At 70.4% G+C, this 17,685-nt stretch carries 15 protein-coding genes and 1 pseudogene; 8 read left to right on the top strand and 8 right to left on the bottom strand.

Annotated elements, in window-relative coordinates; translation table 11 throughout:
* Positions 1-88: 88 nt before the first annotated feature.
* Both ACFYWJ_RS10980 and ACFYWJ_RS10985 read right to left on the bottom strand, forming a co-directional pair.
* Positions 89-1,654: a PH domain-containing protein gene (locus ACFYWJ_RS10980; RefSeq protein WP_387163480.1), complete on the bottom strand. Its 1,566-nt coding sequence runs from the start codon at positions 1,652-1,654 to the stop codon at positions 89-91.
* A 47-nt stretch (positions 1,655-1,701) separates the two neighbouring features.
* Complete coding sequence (locus tag ACFYWJ_RS10985; protein WP_355276392.1) at positions 1,702-2,202, bottom strand: PH domain-containing protein; 501 nt, start codon at positions 2,200-2,202, stop codon at positions 1,702-1,704.
* Between the two features lie 148 nt (positions 2,203-2,350).
* On the opposite strand from ACFYWJ_RS10985, the gene ACFYWJ_RS10990 reads away from it, so the two are divergent.
* Positions 2,351-4,951: a bifunctional FO biosynthesis protein CofGH gene (locus ACFYWJ_RS10990; RefSeq protein WP_355276391.1), complete on the top strand. Its 2,601-nt coding sequence runs from the start codon at positions 2,351-2,353 to the stop codon at positions 4,949-4,951.
* A 25-nt stretch (positions 4,952-4,976) separates the two neighbouring features.
* Here ACFYWJ_RS10990 and ACFYWJ_RS10995 read toward each other — a convergent pair whose 3' ends face one another.
* The 3 genes from ACFYWJ_RS10995 to ACFYWJ_RS11005 are packed head-to-tail and all read right to left on the bottom strand — an operon-like array spanning position 4,977 to position 6,880.
* Entirely contained in the window at positions 4,977-5,324 is a 348-nt protein-coding gene (locus ACFYWJ_RS10995) for a thiocyanate hydrolase (protein WP_355276389.1), read from the bottom strand.
* A gap of 12 nt (positions 5,325-5,336) precedes the next feature.
* On the bottom strand, positions 5,337-6,044 hold the full coding sequence (scnC, locus tag ACFYWJ_RS11000; protein ID WP_355276387.1) for a thiocyanate hydrolase subunit gamma: 708 nt from the start codon (positions 6,042-6,044) through the stop codon (positions 5,337-5,339).
* The gene (locus tag ACFYWJ_RS11005) at positions 6,041-6,880 is read right to left on the bottom strand and encodes an SH3-like domain-containing protein (protein WP_355276386.1); all 840 of its coding nucleotides are present in this window, start codon (positions 6,878-6,880) and stop codon (positions 6,041-6,043) included. The genes scnC and ACFYWJ_RS11005 overlap by 4 nt, the downstream gene beginning before the upstream one ends.
* A 195-nt stretch (positions 6,881-7,075) precedes the next feature.
* Between ACFYWJ_RS11005 and fdxA the strand changes: the two genes are divergently transcribed.
* The 6 genes and pseudogenes from fdxA (at position 7,076) to pruA (ending at position 13,734) form a co-directional block, all read left to right on the top strand.
* A complete protein-coding gene (gene fdxA / locus ACFYWJ_RS11010) occupies positions 7,076-7,399 on the top strand; it encodes a ferredoxin (protein ID WP_189026332.1) in 324 nt (107 codons plus the stop codon).
* Positions 7,396-8,487: a succinyldiaminopimelate transaminase gene (dapC, locus tag ACFYWJ_RS11015; RefSeq protein WP_355276384.1), complete on the top strand. Its 1,092-nt coding sequence runs from the start codon at positions 7,396-7,398 to the stop codon at positions 8,485-8,487. Before fdxA ends, dapC begins: the two co-directional genes overlap by 4 nt.
* Before the next feature lie 109 nt (positions 8,488-8,596).
* A complete protein-coding gene (locus ACFYWJ_RS11020) occupies positions 8,597-10,252 on the top strand; it encodes a GMC oxidoreductase (protein ID WP_355276382.1) in 1,656 nt (551 codons plus the stop codon).
* A 148-nt stretch (positions 10,253-10,400) separates the two neighbouring features.
* Positions 10,401-11,057: pseudogene (locus tag ACFYWJ_RS11025) on the top strand (serine/threonine-protein kinase); the annotation flags it as partial.
* A gap of 395 nt (positions 11,058-11,452) precedes the next feature.
* Positions 11,453-12,028 (top strand): hypothetical protein, encoded by a 576-nt coding sequence (locus tag ACFYWJ_RS11030; RefSeq protein WP_355276578.1) that lies wholly within the window; start codon positions 11,453-11,455, stop codon positions 12,026-12,028.
* A gap of 74 nt (positions 12,029-12,102) precedes the next feature.
* A complete protein-coding gene (gene pruA / locus ACFYWJ_RS11035; RefSeq protein WP_355276380.1) occupies positions 12,103-13,734 on the top strand; it encodes an L-glutamate gamma-semialdehyde dehydrogenase in 1,632 nt (543 codons plus the stop codon).
* Here pruA and ACFYWJ_RS11040 read toward each other — a convergent pair.
* Together ACFYWJ_RS11040 and ACFYWJ_RS11045 are read right to left on the bottom strand one after the other, a co-directional pair.
* Positions 13,731-14,441, bottom strand: coding sequence for a hypothetical protein (locus tag ACFYWJ_RS11040; protein ID WP_355276379.1), 711 nt, complete (start codon positions 14,439-14,441; stop codon positions 13,731-13,733). The genes pruA and ACFYWJ_RS11040 overlap by 4 nt on opposite strands.
* 92 nt (positions 14,442-14,533) lie before the next feature.
* A complete protein-coding gene (locus tag ACFYWJ_RS11045; protein ID WP_355276377.1) occupies positions 14,534-15,385 on the bottom strand; it encodes an oxygenase MpaB family protein in 852 nt (283 codons plus the stop codon).
* Between the two features lie 113 nt (positions 15,386-15,498).
* On the opposite strand from ACFYWJ_RS11045, the gene ACFYWJ_RS11050 reads away from it, so the two are divergent.
* Positions 15,499-16,926, top strand: coding sequence for an acyl-CoA synthetase (locus ACFYWJ_RS11050; RefSeq protein WP_355276376.1), 1,428 nt, complete (start codon positions 15,499-15,501; stop codon positions 16,924-16,926).
* Between the two features lies 1 nt (position 16,927).
* On the opposite strand, the gene ACFYWJ_RS11055 is transcribed toward ACFYWJ_RS11050, so the two are convergent.
* A complete protein-coding gene (locus ACFYWJ_RS11055; RefSeq protein WP_355276374.1) occupies positions 16,928-17,599 on the bottom strand; it encodes a molybdopterin-dependent oxidoreductase in 672 nt (223 codons plus the stop codon).
* Positions 17,600-17,685: the final 86 nt, after the last annotated feature.

Genomic DNA, 17,685 nt, shown 5'->3' on the forward strand with positions numbered 1-17,685 from the left:
GAACGCTACGCCGCGCGCGGGCGCGGCGGCGGGCCGACACTCGGGCCGACCGGCGGGTGCGGCGTGATCGCCGACCGGTGACGGCCGGTCAGCGGCTGCCCTGCACCCCGGGCGTGACGGACTCGATGAGCGCGACGGCCTGGTCGAACGGGATGTCGTCCACCAGGTAGGCCTTCTTGCCCGCCGCCGTCGCGGCGACCACGGTGGCCAGCCCGGCCCGCCGCTGCCAGTAGGTGCGGCGGATGGTCCAGCCGATGATGCCGGGGGCTTCCAGGCAGTCGCGATTGCGGTCGAGGCTGCCGCGCCGGGTGATCAGCCAGGTGGGGCCGGTGCTGCCGGGCAGCACCCGATGGCCGAGGCTGCGATAGCGGTCCTCCGCCAGCGCGGCCATGATCACCGCGAACGCCCCGGGCAGACCCCAGAGCCACCCCGGCAGCGGGCCGCTGACCAGGGCGAGGACGAGCATCACGACGATCAGCCCACCGACCGGCCACGCGGCCTTGGTGTAGCGCCGCCGACGCGCCGCCGGACCGTGCTGGACCAGCTCGATCGTGCCCAGCGCCGCGCCGGTGATCGGTTGCGGCGCGGCCTGTTTCGTCAGCGACGCGGGCGGGACCGCGGGTTCGCCGCCACCGGCGGAGGCCGTGGCGGCACCGAGCGGCCCGTCCGGCTTGCGGCGGGTGCGCAGCAGCTCGTCGAGCGTGCGCTCGACCGCGGACCGGGGCGCCTGCGGCAGGATCTTCTGCCGCGGGTTCTCCCCGGTCATGATCATCTCCAGCTGCGCGGCCCTGGCGGCGCGCAGCAGCAGCGGATCGTTGAGCGTCGCGCCGCGGAATCGGGCCAGGTCCAGGGTGATCTGCCGGGTGGTGAACAGGCCGTGGCGCAGGTGCAGGGTGGCGCCGTTGTCGATCACCCGGAGCCCGAACCAGGTCGCGAGGTACTGGGCGCACGCGGCCACGCTCACCAGCGCCACCGAGAACAGCGACAGGCCGACGATCACGATCGCGACGATGGGCGGACTGTCGTCGTCGAGATGCTGCACGGCGGGCGACTCCGACAGGATGTCGATGAGCCCGTATTGCGCGCCGATGCCCGCGATCGGCGCGACCACGGCCAGCCCGGTCAGCGACAGCGGCGCGTAGCGCACCCACGCGGCCCGCCAGTGCCCGATCTCGACCCCGGCTTCGGTGACCGCGTCGTGGGGCGCGACGTGTGGCGCCGCTGGCGATCCCGGCCGGTCGGTGGGGAATTGCCCGGTGTGCGAGAGCAATTCGGCCCGCAGGGCCGGAATCCGGCTGGTGTCGAGCGCGTCGAGCTTGAACTCCTCGCCCTTGTCGGTCTGCTTGCCGGTGCCGATCGCCAGCACCGCCAGCCCGAGCGCGCGGTGCAGCAGCGGCGCTTCCACGTCCACCGAACGGATCCGCGGCCGCGGCACCGACAGCGTCCGCCGCTGCACGATGCCGCTGCGCAGCTGCACGTGATCGGCATCGATCCGATAGGAGGTGGTGAACCAGCGGGCGACACCGAAGCCGGCGACCAGCGTCACCGGGATCAGGCTCCACAGCGGATTGCCGCTGGTGGTGCCGACGATGATCGAACCGAGCAGCACCGGAATGTATTTCATGATCTCGTTGATCGGATACACCATCAGCATGCGTGGATCGAGTCGCTGCCACTCGGCCTGCGGTGCGGGCGGAGTGCTCACGTGGCGTCCCCGCGGTGCTGGGCGGCGATGGCGGCCAGCCGGGCCACGGTCTGCTCGGCGACCGGCAGATCCAGGGCGCTGATCTTCACCGCCCCCGCCGAGGACGCGGTGGTCACGGTGACGGTGGCCAGCCCGAGCATCCGCTCCAGCGGTCCGCGCTCGGTGTCGACGGTCTGCACCCGCGAGATCGGCGCGACCCGCGACTCCTGATCCAGCCACCCGACCCGGGTGTACACGGCCTCGTCGGTGACCTCCCACCGGTGCACCGCGTACCGCCACAGCGGCACCACGACCACGCCGAGCACCGCGAGCGCGCCCACGGCCAACGCCGCGACCAGCTGCCATCCACGATGGTCGTCGTCGAGCAGCGCCCACCCGACGAGCACCACGCACAGCACCGCGATCGCGATCGCGTTCTCCAGCGCCCACAGCAGCGTGGCCTTGGAACTCGGACGCCAGGCCGGTTCGGCCAGAATGGTGGAGCGCGGCAGCGACATGAAGCCATGGTTCCATGCGCGGCCGGGGAGTTCACCCCCTCGGGAATATGCGGGGTCGTGTGGAGGGTTGTCGTGCGACGAGGACGACAAACTCGTGCCCAGCCGGGCCCGTGACCAGCCGACCGCACGTTCCGGAAAGAAGTAGCGCATGATCGACGGGGTGACCGAGCTTCCGAACCCGAGCGTTCCCCTGCCGCCGCCGACTCCCGCCGCCATGCGCCGGGCGCTGCGCCGGGCACGCGACGGTGTCACCCTCAATGTCGACGAGGCGACCGTCCTGCTGCACGCGACCGGCGACGATCTCGCCGATCTGTGCGCCAGCGCGGCCCGGGTCCGCGACGCGGGCCTGGAATCGGCGGGCAGGCCCCGCACGATCAGCTATTCGCGCAATGTCTTCATCCCGCTCACCAAGCTGTGCCGGGACAAGTGTCACTACTGCACGTTCGTGACCGTGCCGGGCAAGCTGCGCGCCGAGGGCCACGGCATGTTCCTGGAACCGGACGAGGTGCTCGCGATCGCCCGCGAGGGCGCCGCGCTCGGCTGCAAGGAGGCCCTGTTCACCCTGGGCGACCGGCCCGAGGACCGCTGGCCCGAGGCCGCGCAGTGGCTCGACGAGCGCGGCTACGACTCCACCCTGGACTACCTGCGCGCCGTCTCCATCCTGGTGCTGGAGGAGACCGGTCTGCTGCCGCATCTGAACCCCGGCGTGATGAGCTGGGCCGAGATCGCCCGGCTCAAGCCGGTCGCGCAGTCGATGGGCATGATGCTCGAGACCACCTCGACGCGGCTGTTCACCGAGAAGGGGCAGTGCCACTACGGCAGTCCCGACAAGGACCCCGCGGTGCGGCTGCGCTCGATCACCGACGCGGGCAGGCTCTCGGTGCCCTACACCACCGGCATCCTGGTCGGCATCGGTGAGACGCTCACCGAGCGCGCGGAGTCGATCATGGCGATTCGCAAGCAGCACCGCGAGTTCGGGCACATCCAGGAAGTGATCGTGCAGAACTTCCGCGCCAAGGACGACACCGCCATGCGCGATGTCCCCGACGCCGATGTCGCCGAGTTCCTGGCCACCGTCGCGGTGACGAGACTGCTGCTCGGACCGGATGTTCCGGTGCAGGCGCCGCCGAACCTGGTCTCGCACAGCGATTGCCGCGCGCTGATCGACGCCGGCATCGACGACTGGGGCGGGGTGTCGCCGGTGACGGTCGACCACGTGAATCCCGAACGCCCGTGGCCGAACCTGGACACCCTGCGCGAGATCACCGAGGCGGCCGGCTACACCCTGGTCGAGCGCACCTCCGCGCACCCGAAGTACGTGCGCGCGGGCCACCCGTGGATCGACCCGCGCATCGGCGCGCACGTCGCCGCGCTCACCGATCCGGCGACCGGCCTGGCCAGGCCCGACGCGCTGCCGGTCGGCCTGCCGTGGCAGGAGCCCGACGAATCGTGGGACTCGGTCGGCCGCGTCGACCTGAACACCGCGATCGACACCGAGGGGCGAAACACCGAGAGCCGCAGCGATTCCGGGCTCGGTCAGGAGGTCGTCGGCGCCTTCGGCGACTGGGAGACCATCCGCGAACACGCCCGCGACCTGGCCGTCACCGCGCCGGAACGGCTCGACTCGGACGTGCTCGACGCCCTGCGCGCCGCCGAGCACGACCCGGCGGGCCTGACCGACGACCAGTACCTCGCCCTGGCCACCGCCGACGGGGTGAACCTGGACGCCATCGCGGCGCTGGCCGACTCGCTGCGCCGCACGGTCAACGGCGACGACGTCACCTACGTGGTGAACCGGAACATCAACTTCACCAACATCTGCTACACCGGCTGCCGGTTCTGCGCGTTCGCCCAGCGCAAGGGCGACGCCGACGCGTTCACGCTGAGCACCGACGAGGTCGCCGACCGCGCCTGGGAAGCCCACGTCGACGGGGCCACCGAGATCTGCATGCAGGGCGGTATCGACCCCGAGCTGCCGGTCACCGGATACGCCGATCTGGTCCGCGCGATCAAGGCCCGCGTCCCGTCGATGCACGTGCACGCGTTCAGCCCGATGGAGATCGTCAACGGCGCCTCCCGTGGCGGCCAGAGCATCCGCGATTGGCTGGCGGCGCTGAAGGAGGCCGGGCTCGACTCGATTCCCGGCACCGCGGCCGAGATCCTCGACGACGAGGTGCGCTGGGTCCTCACCAAGGGCAAGCTGCCCACCTCGGCCTGGATCGAGGTGATCACCACCGCGCACCAGCTGGGCATCCGGTCCAGCTCGACGATGATGTACGGCCACGTCGACAACCCGAAGCACTGGGTGGGTCACCTGCGGGTGCTGCGCGGCATCCAGGACCAGACCGGCGGCTTCACCGAGTTCGTCCCGCTGCCGTTCGTCCACCAGAGCGCCCCGCTCTACCTGGCGGGCGCGGCCAGGCCGGGCCCGACCAACCGCGACAACCGCGCGGTGCACGCGCTGGCCCGGATCATGCTGCACGGCCGCATCGACAACATCCAGACCAGCTGGGTCAAGCTCGGCACCGTCGGCACCCAGATGATGCTCACCGGCGGCGCCAACGACCTCGGCGGCACCCTGATGGAGGAGACCATCTCCCGGATGGCGGGCTCCCAGCACGGCTCGGCCAAGACCGTCGCCGAGCTCACCGAGATCGCCGCGGGCATCGACCGGCCGGTGCGCGAGCGCACCACCGTCTACGGCACGGTGCCGCCCAAGCCGGTGGCGCTGCCGCTGACGATCGGCTGAGCGCGGCGAATGCCGAACGGGCGGATCAGGATTCGAGCCGGGCTCGAATCCTGATCAGGCGCTCCGCCAGCTCGGTCTCGTCGATGACGCCCCGGGCCACCAGCGAGTGCGCCAGGGCGACGAGCTGGTTCTCGGGGTAGGGCAGGCCGGGGTAGACGGTCGCCGCGAGCGTGTCCTCGTCGTCGCGTCTGGCCTGGAAGTCCAGGCCGCCCGGTGCGCACGCGGCGTGATCGAGCGCGTCGCAGAGGCCGTCCAGGCTGGACTTCCACGGGGGCAGGGGATTGGTCACGCCGTACTCGGCGGCCATCCGGGGCCACACCTGGTCGCGATCGACGATCGCCCGCAACGCCGCGATCTCGCGTGGGGTACTCATCGCTGCCTTCCGCTAGGTCGCCGGGTGGATGGCTGGCCGGGTCGCGGTGATCACGTTGGTGGTCACCCCCGGTTTCGGGAGCGCGACGCCGATCAGGCAGTCCCTGGTGATGATCTCCGCGAGCTGATCCTCGGTCCAGCCGTCGGTGCCGTCGGGCCGCATCGGCAGCACCATGAACCGGTGCTTCTGATTCGAATCGTGCACCCGCACCGCGACCTCCGGCGGCAGGGTGAGCCCGAACTCCGAGAGCACCTGACGCGGCCAGCGCACCATGCGGCGCCGGTAGTTCGGCGTGCGATACCACTCGGGCGAGTTGCCCAGGATCGGGCGCGGGTAGCACGAGCACAGCGCGCACACGATCACGTTGTGCAGCGTCGGGGTGTCGGCGAGGATGGAGAACGCGGTGAAGTCGCTGGGCGTGCCGAAACCGGTCGGCTCCAGCCAGTCCACGCCCACCGCCTTGCTCGCCGTCATCGGCTCGGCCAGCGCCAGCGCCCGGAAGCCGGGATCGAGCCAGGCCCTGGCCACCAGGCGCACCGCGGGCGTCGGCCCGATCTGTTCGGCGAACTCGGTGAACCGCCGGTGCTCCTCGGCGGTGAAGATCCCCTTCTCGATGCACAGTTCGCGCAGCGCGATCTCGAGCACCTCGAAATCGGTGATCTCGTCAACCATGGGCGCCACGGTGCGCTCGTGATCGTGGTCGTGCTCGTGGTCGGTCATGACGCCACCTGGAGCCAGCGTTCGGGGATCTCGGTGCGCAGCACGTCGGCGGCGGTGCCGGTGTAGCCGTGCCACAGGCGCGCGAGCTCGAACTCGACGACGTAGAACCACTCGGGTGTCGCGTCGTGCCGGTCCCACGTCTCGTCCTCGGGGGCCGGGCTCTCGTAGGCCAGCGAGGTGATCCGGCCGACCGCGCCGCGCACGTACTCCGGCGTGCGGGTGTAGAACAGCGCGGGCAGTTCCCTGACCCGCACGGCATCGCCGACCGCGAAGGCCGCCGCGCCCGCCTGCCCGGCGAAGACCTGTGGATCACCCTTGCCGACCGCAGCGAGGTGGTGCCGGTTGCGGACGACCCCCGTGCCGTCGCCCTCGAACTTCGGCTGGGCGGTCGGCGGTTTCCCGCCCAGGCCGTCCACGTACCGCGCCTGGACCTCGAGCAGGCGTTCACTCAGTTCGGTCAGGCCGATGTGCTGCTTCTCGACCAGCACCCGGGCGACGGCCAGCAGCCAGCGGCCGTAATACGGCAGGCCCAGGTACATGGTGCGGCCCAGGTCGACATTGCCGATCCGGCGCCGCTCCTCGGACAGCCAGATCCCGCGCCAGGCGAGTACCTCGCAGATCACATAGGTGTTGTGCTCCCAGACCTCGTACTGTTTGTTCTCGTAGGTGATCGCAGCGTCGGGTTCACCGCCGACATCGTGGTCGGTCTTGAGATAGGCCCACAGCCGTGCGTGGTCGAGGAGGTCCGGCGGCGGCGCGTCGGGAAGTTCGGGATATGCGGATTTCAGCCGGGCTACCAGATCAAGCGCGGCCGCACGATCTTCCGCCGTACTCATGGCGGCTCCCTTCGTTGCGCTGACGACAACGAGATCCTGTTCTGAATCTAGGGTCCGATACGCCGGAGGTAAAGAGTGATCGGCTGATCGAGAGTGCGAGTTAGGGCAGGCTGACCTGGGACTGAGGTGCGGTCTCGGGATAGGGTTTCGGTGGCGGAGTACCACCGCAGGTGAGGACAGACTAGGAGAACGGCAGTGCCGTACATCATCGCTGAACCGTGCGTTGACGTGAAGGACAAGGCGTGCATCGAGGAATGCCCCGTGGATTGCATCTACGAGGGTGGCCGCATGCTCTACATCCAACCCGACGAGTGCGTTGACTGTGGTGCGTGTGAGCCGGTCTGCCCGGTGGAGGCGATCTTCTACGAGGACGACACCCCGGACCAGTGGAGCGGTTACATCAACGCCAACGTCGACTTCTTCGACGAGCTCGGTTCCCCCGGTGGCGCCACCAAGGTGGGCAAGGTCGACTTCGACCCGGCCTTCATCAAGGCGCTGCCGCCCATGGCTGAAGAATGAGGGTCAGCAGCCTGCTGCCGGATTTCCCCTGGGACACGATCGCCGCGGTCAAGGAGAAGGCGGCCGCCCACCCCGGTGGGCTGGTCGACCTGTCGGTCGGTACGCCGGTCGACCCGGTCGATCCGCTGATCCAGGAGGCGCTGCGATCGGTCGCCGAGGTGCCCGGGTACCCGACCACGCACGGCACCCCTGAGCTGCGCGCCGCCGCCGTCGCGGCCATGGCGCGCCGGTTCGGGATCACCGGCGTCGACCCGGCCGCCGTGCTGCCGGTGATCGGTACCAAGGAGCTCATCGCCGGGCTGCCGCGCCTGCTCGGGCTCGGCTCCGACGATCTCGTCGTGATCCCCGAGATCGCCTACCCGACCTACGAGGTCGGCGTGCTGCTGGCTGGCGCCAAGCCGTGGCGCGCGGACGGTCTGACCCAGATCGGCCCGCAGAAGCCCGCGCTGATCTTCGTGAACTCGCCGTCGAACCCGACCGGCAAGGTGCTCGGGATCGAGCACCTGCGCAAGGTGGTCGCGTTCGCGCGCGAGCGCGGGGCCGTCGTCGCCTCCGACGAGTGCTACCTGGGTCTGACCTGGGAGGGTGAGGCCGTCTCGATCCTCGACCCGCGCGTGTGCGACGGCGACCACACCGGTCTGCTGGCGATCCACTCGCTGTCGAAGACCTCGAATCTCGCCAGCTACCGCGCCGGCTTCGTCGCGGGCGACCCGGAACTGGTCGCCGAACTGCTCGAGGTGCGCAAGCACTCCGGCATGATGCTGCCGTTCCCGATCCAGGCCGCGATGACCGCCGCCCTGACCGACGACGAGCACGAGGCGCGCCAGCGCGAGCGTTACCGCGCGCGTCGCGAGATCCTGCGAAAGGCATTGCAGGAGGCAGGTTTCCGGATCGACTACTCCGACGCGGGACTGTACCTGTGGGCCACCCGCGGCGAGGCGTGCCGACGCACCCTGGACTGGCTGGCCGAGCGTGGAATCCTCGCCGCGCCCGGTGATTTCTACGGTCCGCGCTCGCCGGAGCACGTGCGGATCGCGCTCACCGCGACCGACGAACGGGTGGCCGCCGCGGCCGAACGTCTGGCCTGAAGCACCGCTTCCGCAAACCCCGGGCACCGTAGTGCCCGGGGTTTCGTTTGTTCGAAACACGTTCGTTTCAGTGCAAGTCTCGGTATAACAGGTTCTCATTGCAGTCTCGATGAGGAGCCTCTCTGTGCGTGAATTCTTGTATGAAAAGCCAGGTCAGTACCAATACACCCGGGGCATTTCGCGCCGCGGGTTCCTAGCTGCAACAGGTTTCACGCTAGGCGCGGCCGTGCTGGCGAGTCGCGCGGTCGCCGCGGCGGCGCCCGCGGCCGACGGCGACAAGGTGCCCGCCCTGGTGATCGGCAGCGGCTACGGCGGCTCGGTCGCCGCGCTGCGCCTGGCCCAGGCGGGTGTCGACGTCCTCGTCGCCGAGATGGGTATGTCCTGGACCAAGCCGGGGCCCGACGGCGACATCTTCTGTCCGGTCCTGAAGCCCGACGGCCGCTCCTACTGGCTGCGCGAGACCACCGATCAGCCGGTGGGCTACTTCATGGGCGGGTCCTACAACAAGGACATCGACCGCTACACCGGCGTGCTCGACTCCGAGGGCTTCGGCGGCATCCGGGTCTACCAGGGCCGTGGCGTCGGCGGCGGCTCGCTGGTCAACGGCGGCATGGCGGTGACGCCGAAGCGGGAGAACTTCGGCGCCATCCTGCCCTCGGTGAACGCCGACGAGATGTACGCCACCTACTACCCGCGCGCCAACAGCGCGCTCGGGGTGAACACCATCGACCAGAACTGGTTCGAATCGGCCGAGTGCTACCAGTTCGCGCGGGTCGGGCGCAAACATGCCGAAAGATCCGGATTCGGCTGGACTTTCGTGCCCAACGTCTACGACTTCGAGTACATGAAGAAGGAGCAGGCGAACACGGTGCGCCGGTCCGCGCTCGCGGGCGAGGTGATCTACGGCAACAACGCGGGCAAGCGCTCGCTGGACAAGACCTACCTGGCGGCGGCCACCGGCACCGGCAAGGTGACCATCGCCGCCCAGCACATGGTCACCTCGGTCACGCCCAGCGGCAGCGGCTACGAGGTGGAGATGGCGGTGATCGATACGCAGGGCCGGACCACCTCGACCAAGAAGGTGACCGCGGACCGGGTCTTCTTCGCGGCGGGCAGCGTCGGCACCAGCAAGCTGCTGGTCGCGATGAAAGCCAAAGGGCAGCTGCGCAATCTGTCCGACGCGGTGGGGCAGAAGTGGGGCAACAACGGCAATGTCATGGTCGGGCGGGCCAATCACATGTGGGACGCCACCGGCAGCCTGCAGTCGGCCATGCCGTGCCTGGGCATCGACAACTGGGCCGACGCGGGCGGTCCGGCCTTCGCCGAGGTCGCGCCGTTCCCGTCCGGGATCGAGACCTATGTCAGCCTGTACCTGGCGATCACGAAGAACCCGAACCGGGGCAAGTTCACCTTCAACTCCGGCACCGGCAAGGTGGATCTGAACTGGCAGACCGCCTGGAACCAGTCCTCGATCGACGCCGCCAAGCGGATCTTCGACAAGATCAACAAGAAGGAAGGCACGATCTACCGGACCGATCTGTTCGGCGTCTACAAGACCTGGGGTGACGACTTCACCTACCACCCGCTGGGCGGTTGTGTGCTCAACGAGGCCACCGACAACTACGGTCGCCTGCACGGCTACCCGGGTCTCTACGTCATCGACGGCGCGCTGATCCCCGGCAACACCAGCGTGAATCCCTTCGTCACCATCACCGCGCTGGCCGAGCGCAATATCGAGCGGATCATCGCCGACGATCTGCGCTGATCTCGCGTTCCGGCTGCCGGATCGGCTAGGGTCCGGCAGTCGGAGCGGTATGGGATCGAAAGGCTCGTCACGGATGCACGGGGTGGAATTCGGCGCGGGCTCGGTGTTCGCCGGGTATCGGATCGAACGGTTGCTCGGCCGGGGTGGGATGGGGACCGTCTACCTGGCGGCGCATCCGCGGTTGCCGCGCCAGGTGGCGCTGAAACTGCTGAATCGCGAACTGTCCTCGGACCCGGAGGTGCGCGGCCGGTTCGAACGCGAGGCCGATGTCTCGGCGCACCTGGACCATCCCGGCATCGTGTCGGTGCTCGACCGCGGTGTCGAGGCCGGGCTGATGTGGATCTCCATGCAGTACGTCGACGGCACCGACGCGTCGGTGTTCCGCGGCGCGGCACTTGACCCCGCCCGTGCGGTCGGCATCGTCGCCCAGACCGCCGAGGCGCTGGATTACGCCCACGAGCGCGGTGTGCTGCACCGGGATGTGAAGCCCGCCAACATCTTGCTGGCCGCGGCCCGTGCAGGCGACCGCGTGCTGCTCACCGACTTCGGCATCGCCCGCCTGCGCGGCGACGCCCGCCAGCTCACCCGGACCGGCGCGTTCCTGGCGACCCTGGCCTACGCCTCGCCCGAACAGCTCTCCGGTGCGGCCGTCGACCACCGCTCCGACCAGTACTCCCTCGGATGCACCCTGTTCACCCTGCTCACCGGTGAAAGCCCTTTTCCCGCAGACAATCCCGGCGCGGTGGTCGCCGCGCATCTGAGCAAGCCGGTGCCGCGCGCATCCGCGACGGTGCCGTCCTTGCCGCCGGGGGTCGACGCGGTGATCGCCCGCGCGCTGGCCAAGGACCCAGCCGAACGATTCGACAGCTGTGCGGAATTCGCCCAGGCGGTGGTGGACGCGCTCGGCGGTGGGCCGGTGCGGAACGCGCAGTCGCCGTCCGCTCCGAATCAGCAAGTGCCGACGGCATTCACGCCGTCCGGGCACGGTGAGCGGGCACCGCACCAGGGGCCGAGCGCACCCGGTTCGAGCCACCCGGCGCCGCGGCCCGGCACGCAGCCGGAGTCGAGCTCGATGGCGACGCTTGTGGCGCCGCCACCCTCGGCGCCGCAGCTGCCGATCGCGGGTGGTCCCGGCTGGCACGCGCCGCCACCCGGCTATGCCCCGCGTCCGGTACGCGGTCCGCCCCGCCGCGCAAGTCCGTGTCGTCGCGCTGGCGCGCGCTCGCGGTCACCTTGCTCGTGCTCGCCATGGTGGGCGGTGTCGGGGTGGTCGGGATCGGCGCGGTCTACTGGAAGTTCGTGCGGCCCGGCCGGATCGCGCCGCCGCCCGTCGCGTCGTGGGGTGAGCACAGTGCGCTGGTCTCCGACTTCCCCCAGATGCTGCCCAAGGATCCGACCGCCACGGGGTGGTCGGACTCGAAGTGTTTCCCCACGGGCGCGATGATCGTGCAACCCGGTGATCCGGTGCCGGTCCGGCAGATCACCTGCACGGACTCGCTGGGCGTCACCTCCTGGTACACCCAATACGCCACCGCCGCCGACGCGGACGCCTATCTCGGTCGCCACGCCACGGCGGATCCCACCACCACCCGTGGGGCCGCGCTCGGCGCGAACGCCACCGTCACGGCCTGGCGCTCGCGCGCAGGTGAGCCCTTCACCCTCGCAGTGCGGCGTGCCGTCGACGGCGTCGGCCAGCCGGTCGTCGTCGAGGTCGCCGCGGCGGGCGGCTCGTTCGAATCGACCCAGCTCGGCTGGTACCTGTGGGCGCCGCTGTAGCGGTGGGAGCTCGCCACGCGCCGGGCGACAGCTCGGTCCGGGCGATCTTGGGGCCGCGGCGATAGCCTCGGGGTATGGACGCTGTCACGGTGGTTCCGGTGCCCGCGAACGAGCCCGCGCAGTCGTACGCGCCGGGGACGGCGGGGCGGGAGCGGCTGCGAGCGCGGCTGGCCGAGATCGCGGGGGAGTGCGTCGACGTGCCGCTGCTGATCGGCGGTCAGGAGCGGAGCGGGGACGGTGAGCGGCACGGGATCGTGGCGCCGCACCGGCGGTCGCTGGTGCTGGGGACCTACACCGACACCACGCACGAGGAGGCGAGCGACGCGATCGAGGCCGCGGTGCGCGCGGCGCCGCAGTGGCGGGAGATGTCCTTCGACGAGCGGGCCGCGGTCTTCCTGCGCGCCGCCGATCTGATGTCGGGACCGTGGCGCGAGACCGTGGCCGCGGCCACCATGCTCGGGCAGTCCAAGTCGGCGGTGCAGGCCGAGATCGACGCGCCGTGCGAGCTGGTCGACTTCTGGCGGTTCAATGTCGCCTACGCGCGCCAGATCCTCGAGGGGCAGCCGCAGTCGGGTCCCGGCGTCTGGAACCGGATGGACTACCGGCCGCTGGAGGGCTTCGTCTACGCGATCACCCCGTTCAATTTCAGTGCCATCGCGGGCAATCTGCCCACCGCGCCCGCGCTCATGGGCAACACGGTGATCTGGAAGCCGTCCTCGTCGCAGACCCTGGCGGCCTGGGTCACGATGCGGATCCTGGTCGCCGCCGGGCTGCCGCCGGGCGTGATCAACCTGGTCACCGGCCACGGCCGCGACCTCTCCGAGATCGCGCTCGCGGATCCGCGCCTGGCCGGCATCCACTTCACCGGCTCGACCAAGACCTTCCGCTACCTGTGGCAGCAGGTCGGCGCGAATATCGCGGGCTACCACAGCTATCCGCGCCTGGTCGGGGAGACCGGCGGCAAGGATTTCATCCTCGCCCATCCCTCCGCGGACCCGGACGCGTTGGCCACGGCCATGATTCGCGGCGCGTTCGAATACCAGGGCCAGAAGTGCTCGGCCGCCTCGCGCGCCTACGTGCCGCGCTCGCTGTGGCGGACGATGGGGGAGAAGTTCCTGGCAACGGTCGAGGAGCTGACCTACGGTGACGTCGCCGACCTCGCGAATTTCGGTGGCGCGCTGATCGATCAGCGCGCCTACGACAAGGGCGTCGCCGCCATCGAGCGCGCCAGGGACGCGGGCCTCACCATCGCCGCGGGCGGCACCTACGACGACAGCGTCGGCTGGTTCGTCCGCCCGACGGTGCTGCTCGCCGACGACCCGCACGACGACGCCTTCCGCACCGAGTACTTCGCGCCGATCCTGTCGGTGTACGTCTACGACGACGACGCGCCCGACGCCTTCGATGTCCTGCTGGCCGAGGTCGACTCGACCTCGCCCTACGCGCTCACCGGCGCGGTCTTCGCCCGCGACCGCGCGGTGATCGAGAAGGCGAGCGCCGCACTGCGCTACGCGGCGGGCAACTTCTACGTCAACGACAAGCCCACCGGCGCGGTGGTCGGCCAGCAGCCCTTCGGCGGTGCCAGGGCCTCCGGCACCGACGACAAGGCGGGCTCCCCGCTGAACCTGCTGCGCTGGGTCGCCCCGCGCGTGCTCAAGGAGACCTTCGTCCCGCCGACCGACTACCGCTACCCGCACATGGACTAGCGCCCGCTGACCAGCTTGAGGATCACCGCGGGCAGCGCGTCGAGCACGTCGGCGGACTGCTCGGCCGGGGTGCCGTAGGTGTGCGCGGCGACCGAGAACCCGGTGCCGAAGGACGCCGACGCCACCTCGGGGGCATCCAGGTCCGACCAGCCCCACTTGCTGCCCTGCACCCCCGGCAGCTGGGCGGTGCCCCAGTTCTGGGGCGTGCCGTCGGCGGCGGTGTTGCTCGCGCCCGACATCCACCCGAAGATCGGCGAGCCGGGATCGGTGCGCTGCTTGGTGACCAGGAATTCGGTGAGATCGGCGGTGCTCGTGCTGGAGCGGCCCCAGTCGGCGGTGCCGTGGGTCGCGCGCAGCCCGTATTCGCTCGCCGTGGCCTCGATGGCCTGGGGATACTTGTTCGCCAGCTGGGTGGCGGCGCCGTCGTCGGAGTCGCGGATCATCCGTTCGGCCAGCGCGCGGTCCTCCGGCGCGCCGTCGCCGTGGCGCAGCGCGTAGTCGACGATGTAGAGCTTCGACATCGACAGCGCCGACCGCGTTTCGTGCTCGTTGGCCGTCCCCCAGGCGAATCCACCGGGGGTCCGCACCGACAGCGCTGTCCGGGACGGCACCGTCGCCGGGTCCTCGTCGGCGTTGGCGGCGGGCGCGCCGATCACCAGACCGGCGGCGGCCGCCGCCACGCACCACATCACTGTTCGCCTGCTCATGAGCGTCCTCCGGTTCTGTGCGACGGCGATCCGATCGTGGGTATGAAACCCGAACGTCGCAGGTCGGCGCGGAAGGCGCGCGGCAGGACCGGTCAGATCAGCGGCTTGCCCCGGCGCTGCCTGCGGCGCATGTCGGCCAGGGTGAGGTTGAACGGGAAGTTGCGGACCACCCGCGGCAGCCTGCCGGTCACCTTGCCGCCTGCGCGCATCAGCTGGTTGAGGGCGCGTTCGTCGCGCTCGGTCCAGGTCATGCCCATCTCGTCGCGGAGGTGGGCGGGGAGCAGGCCGGTGGTGAACCAGCGGTGGAACCGGGCGAACGGCAGCCGCAGGGCCGGGCTGACCATCTTCAGATCGAGCAGGTCGTCGAAGTAGGCCTTGATCGTGGCGTCGATGTGGGCCTGCGGCAGATGCTCGGTCCAGTAGGCGTCGAAGGCGGCGCGGTCGGCGGGCCACATCTCCTTCGGCACCTGCAGGGTGGTGCCCAGGTGGTGGGCGTATTCGTAGAAGGTGTCGGCGATGTCGTCGTCGGTGGGGCCGTAGATGCGGGCCATCACGTCGACCGCGCCCCAGTACAGACAGGCGGCCACCCACAGCTGGAGTTTCCGGTCGAAGGCGTTGTACTTCACCGGGCTGTCCGCGGTGGAGTGGACGTACTTGTGCGCGCCGTTGATCGCGGTGCGGTAGGCGGCGCGATCGGCGTCGTCGCCCATCAGCGCCACCGACAGATAGGTCAGGGTGGTGCGGGTTCTCTTCACCGGATGCTTCATGATGCTGCCGCTGTGGACCCGGGATTCCGCGACGCCGTAGCCGACGGGCGCGAGACTCAGTTGCATGATCACGTTGGCGGTCGCGCCCCAGAAGGCGGTCGAACCGTCGACGTAGTCCCGGATGTCGAATTCGGCCGGTTCGGTGCGACCCGAACGTGCGCGAGCAAGGATGGTCATCGTTGACCCCTTCATCGGTGAGAGAACTATATGACGAATGTCTCATCATGTCGTCGGGGAGTCAACGGACGGCGGCGCGCGACCGCCGAACCTCGCCGCGTTAGCGTGGACGGATGCCTTACGGTCCGCCGCTGCTGCTCGCCTCGCTCGATCCGATCGCCGTCGCCGCCGGTGCCGACATTCCCGACGCCGTCACCATCGATGATGCCACTCTGTCGCGCTCCGATCTGCTGGGTGCGGCGACCTCGGTGGCCGAGCGGATCGCCCGCGCCGACCGGGTCGCGGTGCTGGCCGAACCGACCGTGCGCACCGTGCTCGCCGTCGTCGGGTGCCTGATCGCCGGGGTGACGGTGGTGCCGGTGCCGCCCGACTCCGGCGCGGCCGAACTCGAGCACATCCTGCGCGATTCCGGTGCGCAGGCCTGGCTCGGCGCCGCGCCCGAGGGGACCGGGCTGCCGGTGGTGCCGGTGCGGCTGCACGCGCGGTCCTGGCACACCTACCCCGAGCCCGATCCCGCGTCGACGGCCTTCATCCTCTACACCTCGGGCACCACCGGCGCGCCCAAGGGCGTGATGCTCAGCCGCGCCGCCATCGCCGCCGGTCTCGACGCGCTCGCCGAGGCGTGGGGCTGGACCTGGAAAGACACCCTGGTACACGGGCTTCCGCTGTTCCACGTGCACGGACTGATCCTGGGCCTGCTCGGCCCGCTGCGGGTCGGCAGCCCGGTGATCCACACCGGCAAGCCGACGGCGCAGGCCTACGCGGCGGCGGGCGGCAGCCTGTACTTCGGCGTGCCGACCGTGTGGTCGCGGGTCGTCGAACAGCCCGAGCTGGCACGGCAATTGGGCAAGGCGCGGCTGCTGGTGTCGGGCAGCGCGCCGCTGCCGGTGCCGGTGTTCGAGCGGCTGGCCGAGCTCACCGGGCAGGCGCCGGTGGAGCGCTACGGCATGAGCGAAACCATGATCACGCTGTCCACCCGCGCCGACGGCGAACGCAGGCCGGGCTGGGTCGGCACGCCAGTGCGCGGGGTGGAAACCCGGCTGCGCGACGAGTCCGACGCCGCGGTCCCGCACGACGGCGAGAGCATCGGCGCGCTCCAGGTGCGCGGGCCGATGCTGTTCGACGGCTACCTCAACCGCCCCGACGCCACCGCCGCGGACTGGACCGAGGACGGCTGGTTCCGCACCGGTGACGTCGCGGTCATCGACGCCGACGGCTTCCACTGCATCGTCGGGCGCGAGTCCATCGACCTCATCAAGTCCGGCGGCTACCGGATCGGCGCGGGCGAGATCGAGACCGCGCTGCTCGGCCATCCGGCGGTCGCCGAGGTCGCCGTGGTCGGCCTGCCCGACGACGATCTGGGCCAGCGCGTCGTCGCCTTCGTCGTCGCGCGCGACGGCGGGTCCGCCGAGCTCGGCGCCGCGCTGATCGCCCATGTGGGCGACCAGGTCTCGGCGCACAAGCGGCCCCGCGAGGTCAGGTTCGTCGACGCGCTGCCGCGCAACGCCATGGGCAAGGTGCAGAAGAAGCTGCTCGGCTGACTCAGGCCCGCCGGGTGCTGCTGCCGCGCGCGCTCAGCGCCCGGATCGGCCCGATCAGCCGATGGTAGATCGGCCGCACCACCCGGCCGGGCAGGTAGCGGTGTCGTTCCTCCGCCCACACCCGGGCGCGACGGTGCGCCGCGATCGGCGAGAACCGTTCGGGATCGGGCGGTTCGCTGACGTGGAACTCGATGCGGCACAGGTGTTTCGTGTTCACGAAGCCGTACTGGCTCGGGCTCACCAGCCGGATCGGCGCGCCGTGGTCGCTGTCGAGCGGCTGCCCGTCGAGCCGGTCGGCGATGAGCACGTCCGCGGCCAGGGCGTCGTCGAGCAGGACGATCGACTGGTAGCCGTCCAGCCCGGCGAAGACGACGTGGCTGATGGCCGCGCCCGGCCGCAGGCGCGGCTCGACGACATCCCGGTAGAACGTGGCGAACGGGATGCCCTCCCAGCGCAGCCCGGTGGCCGACCAGCCCGCGACGCAGTGGAAGTCGGCCAGCTCGGTGCGCCGGGGGAGCCCCGCGAGATCGGTCCGCGAGAGCGAGACCGGCTCGGTGAGCTCGCCGCCGAGTTCGATCGTCGGGTGGGTGGGCACCGGCGGCGGCGGGTGATGGAGGTGGGTACCGAAGCGCGGGAATCCCTCGACCGCGCGCTGACCAGGGGGGAGTGCCATGACGATCCTCCAGATATACGGCTCCGTATACTCGATCAGCGTAGCGGGTCGCCGAGGCGGCGTCGAGGCACTCGAGTCCTACATCA

The organism is Nocardia sp. NPDC003269, assembly GCF_042888005.1.
GTDB lineage: Bacteria > Actinomycetota > Actinomycetes > Mycobacteriales > Mycobacteriaceae > Nocardia.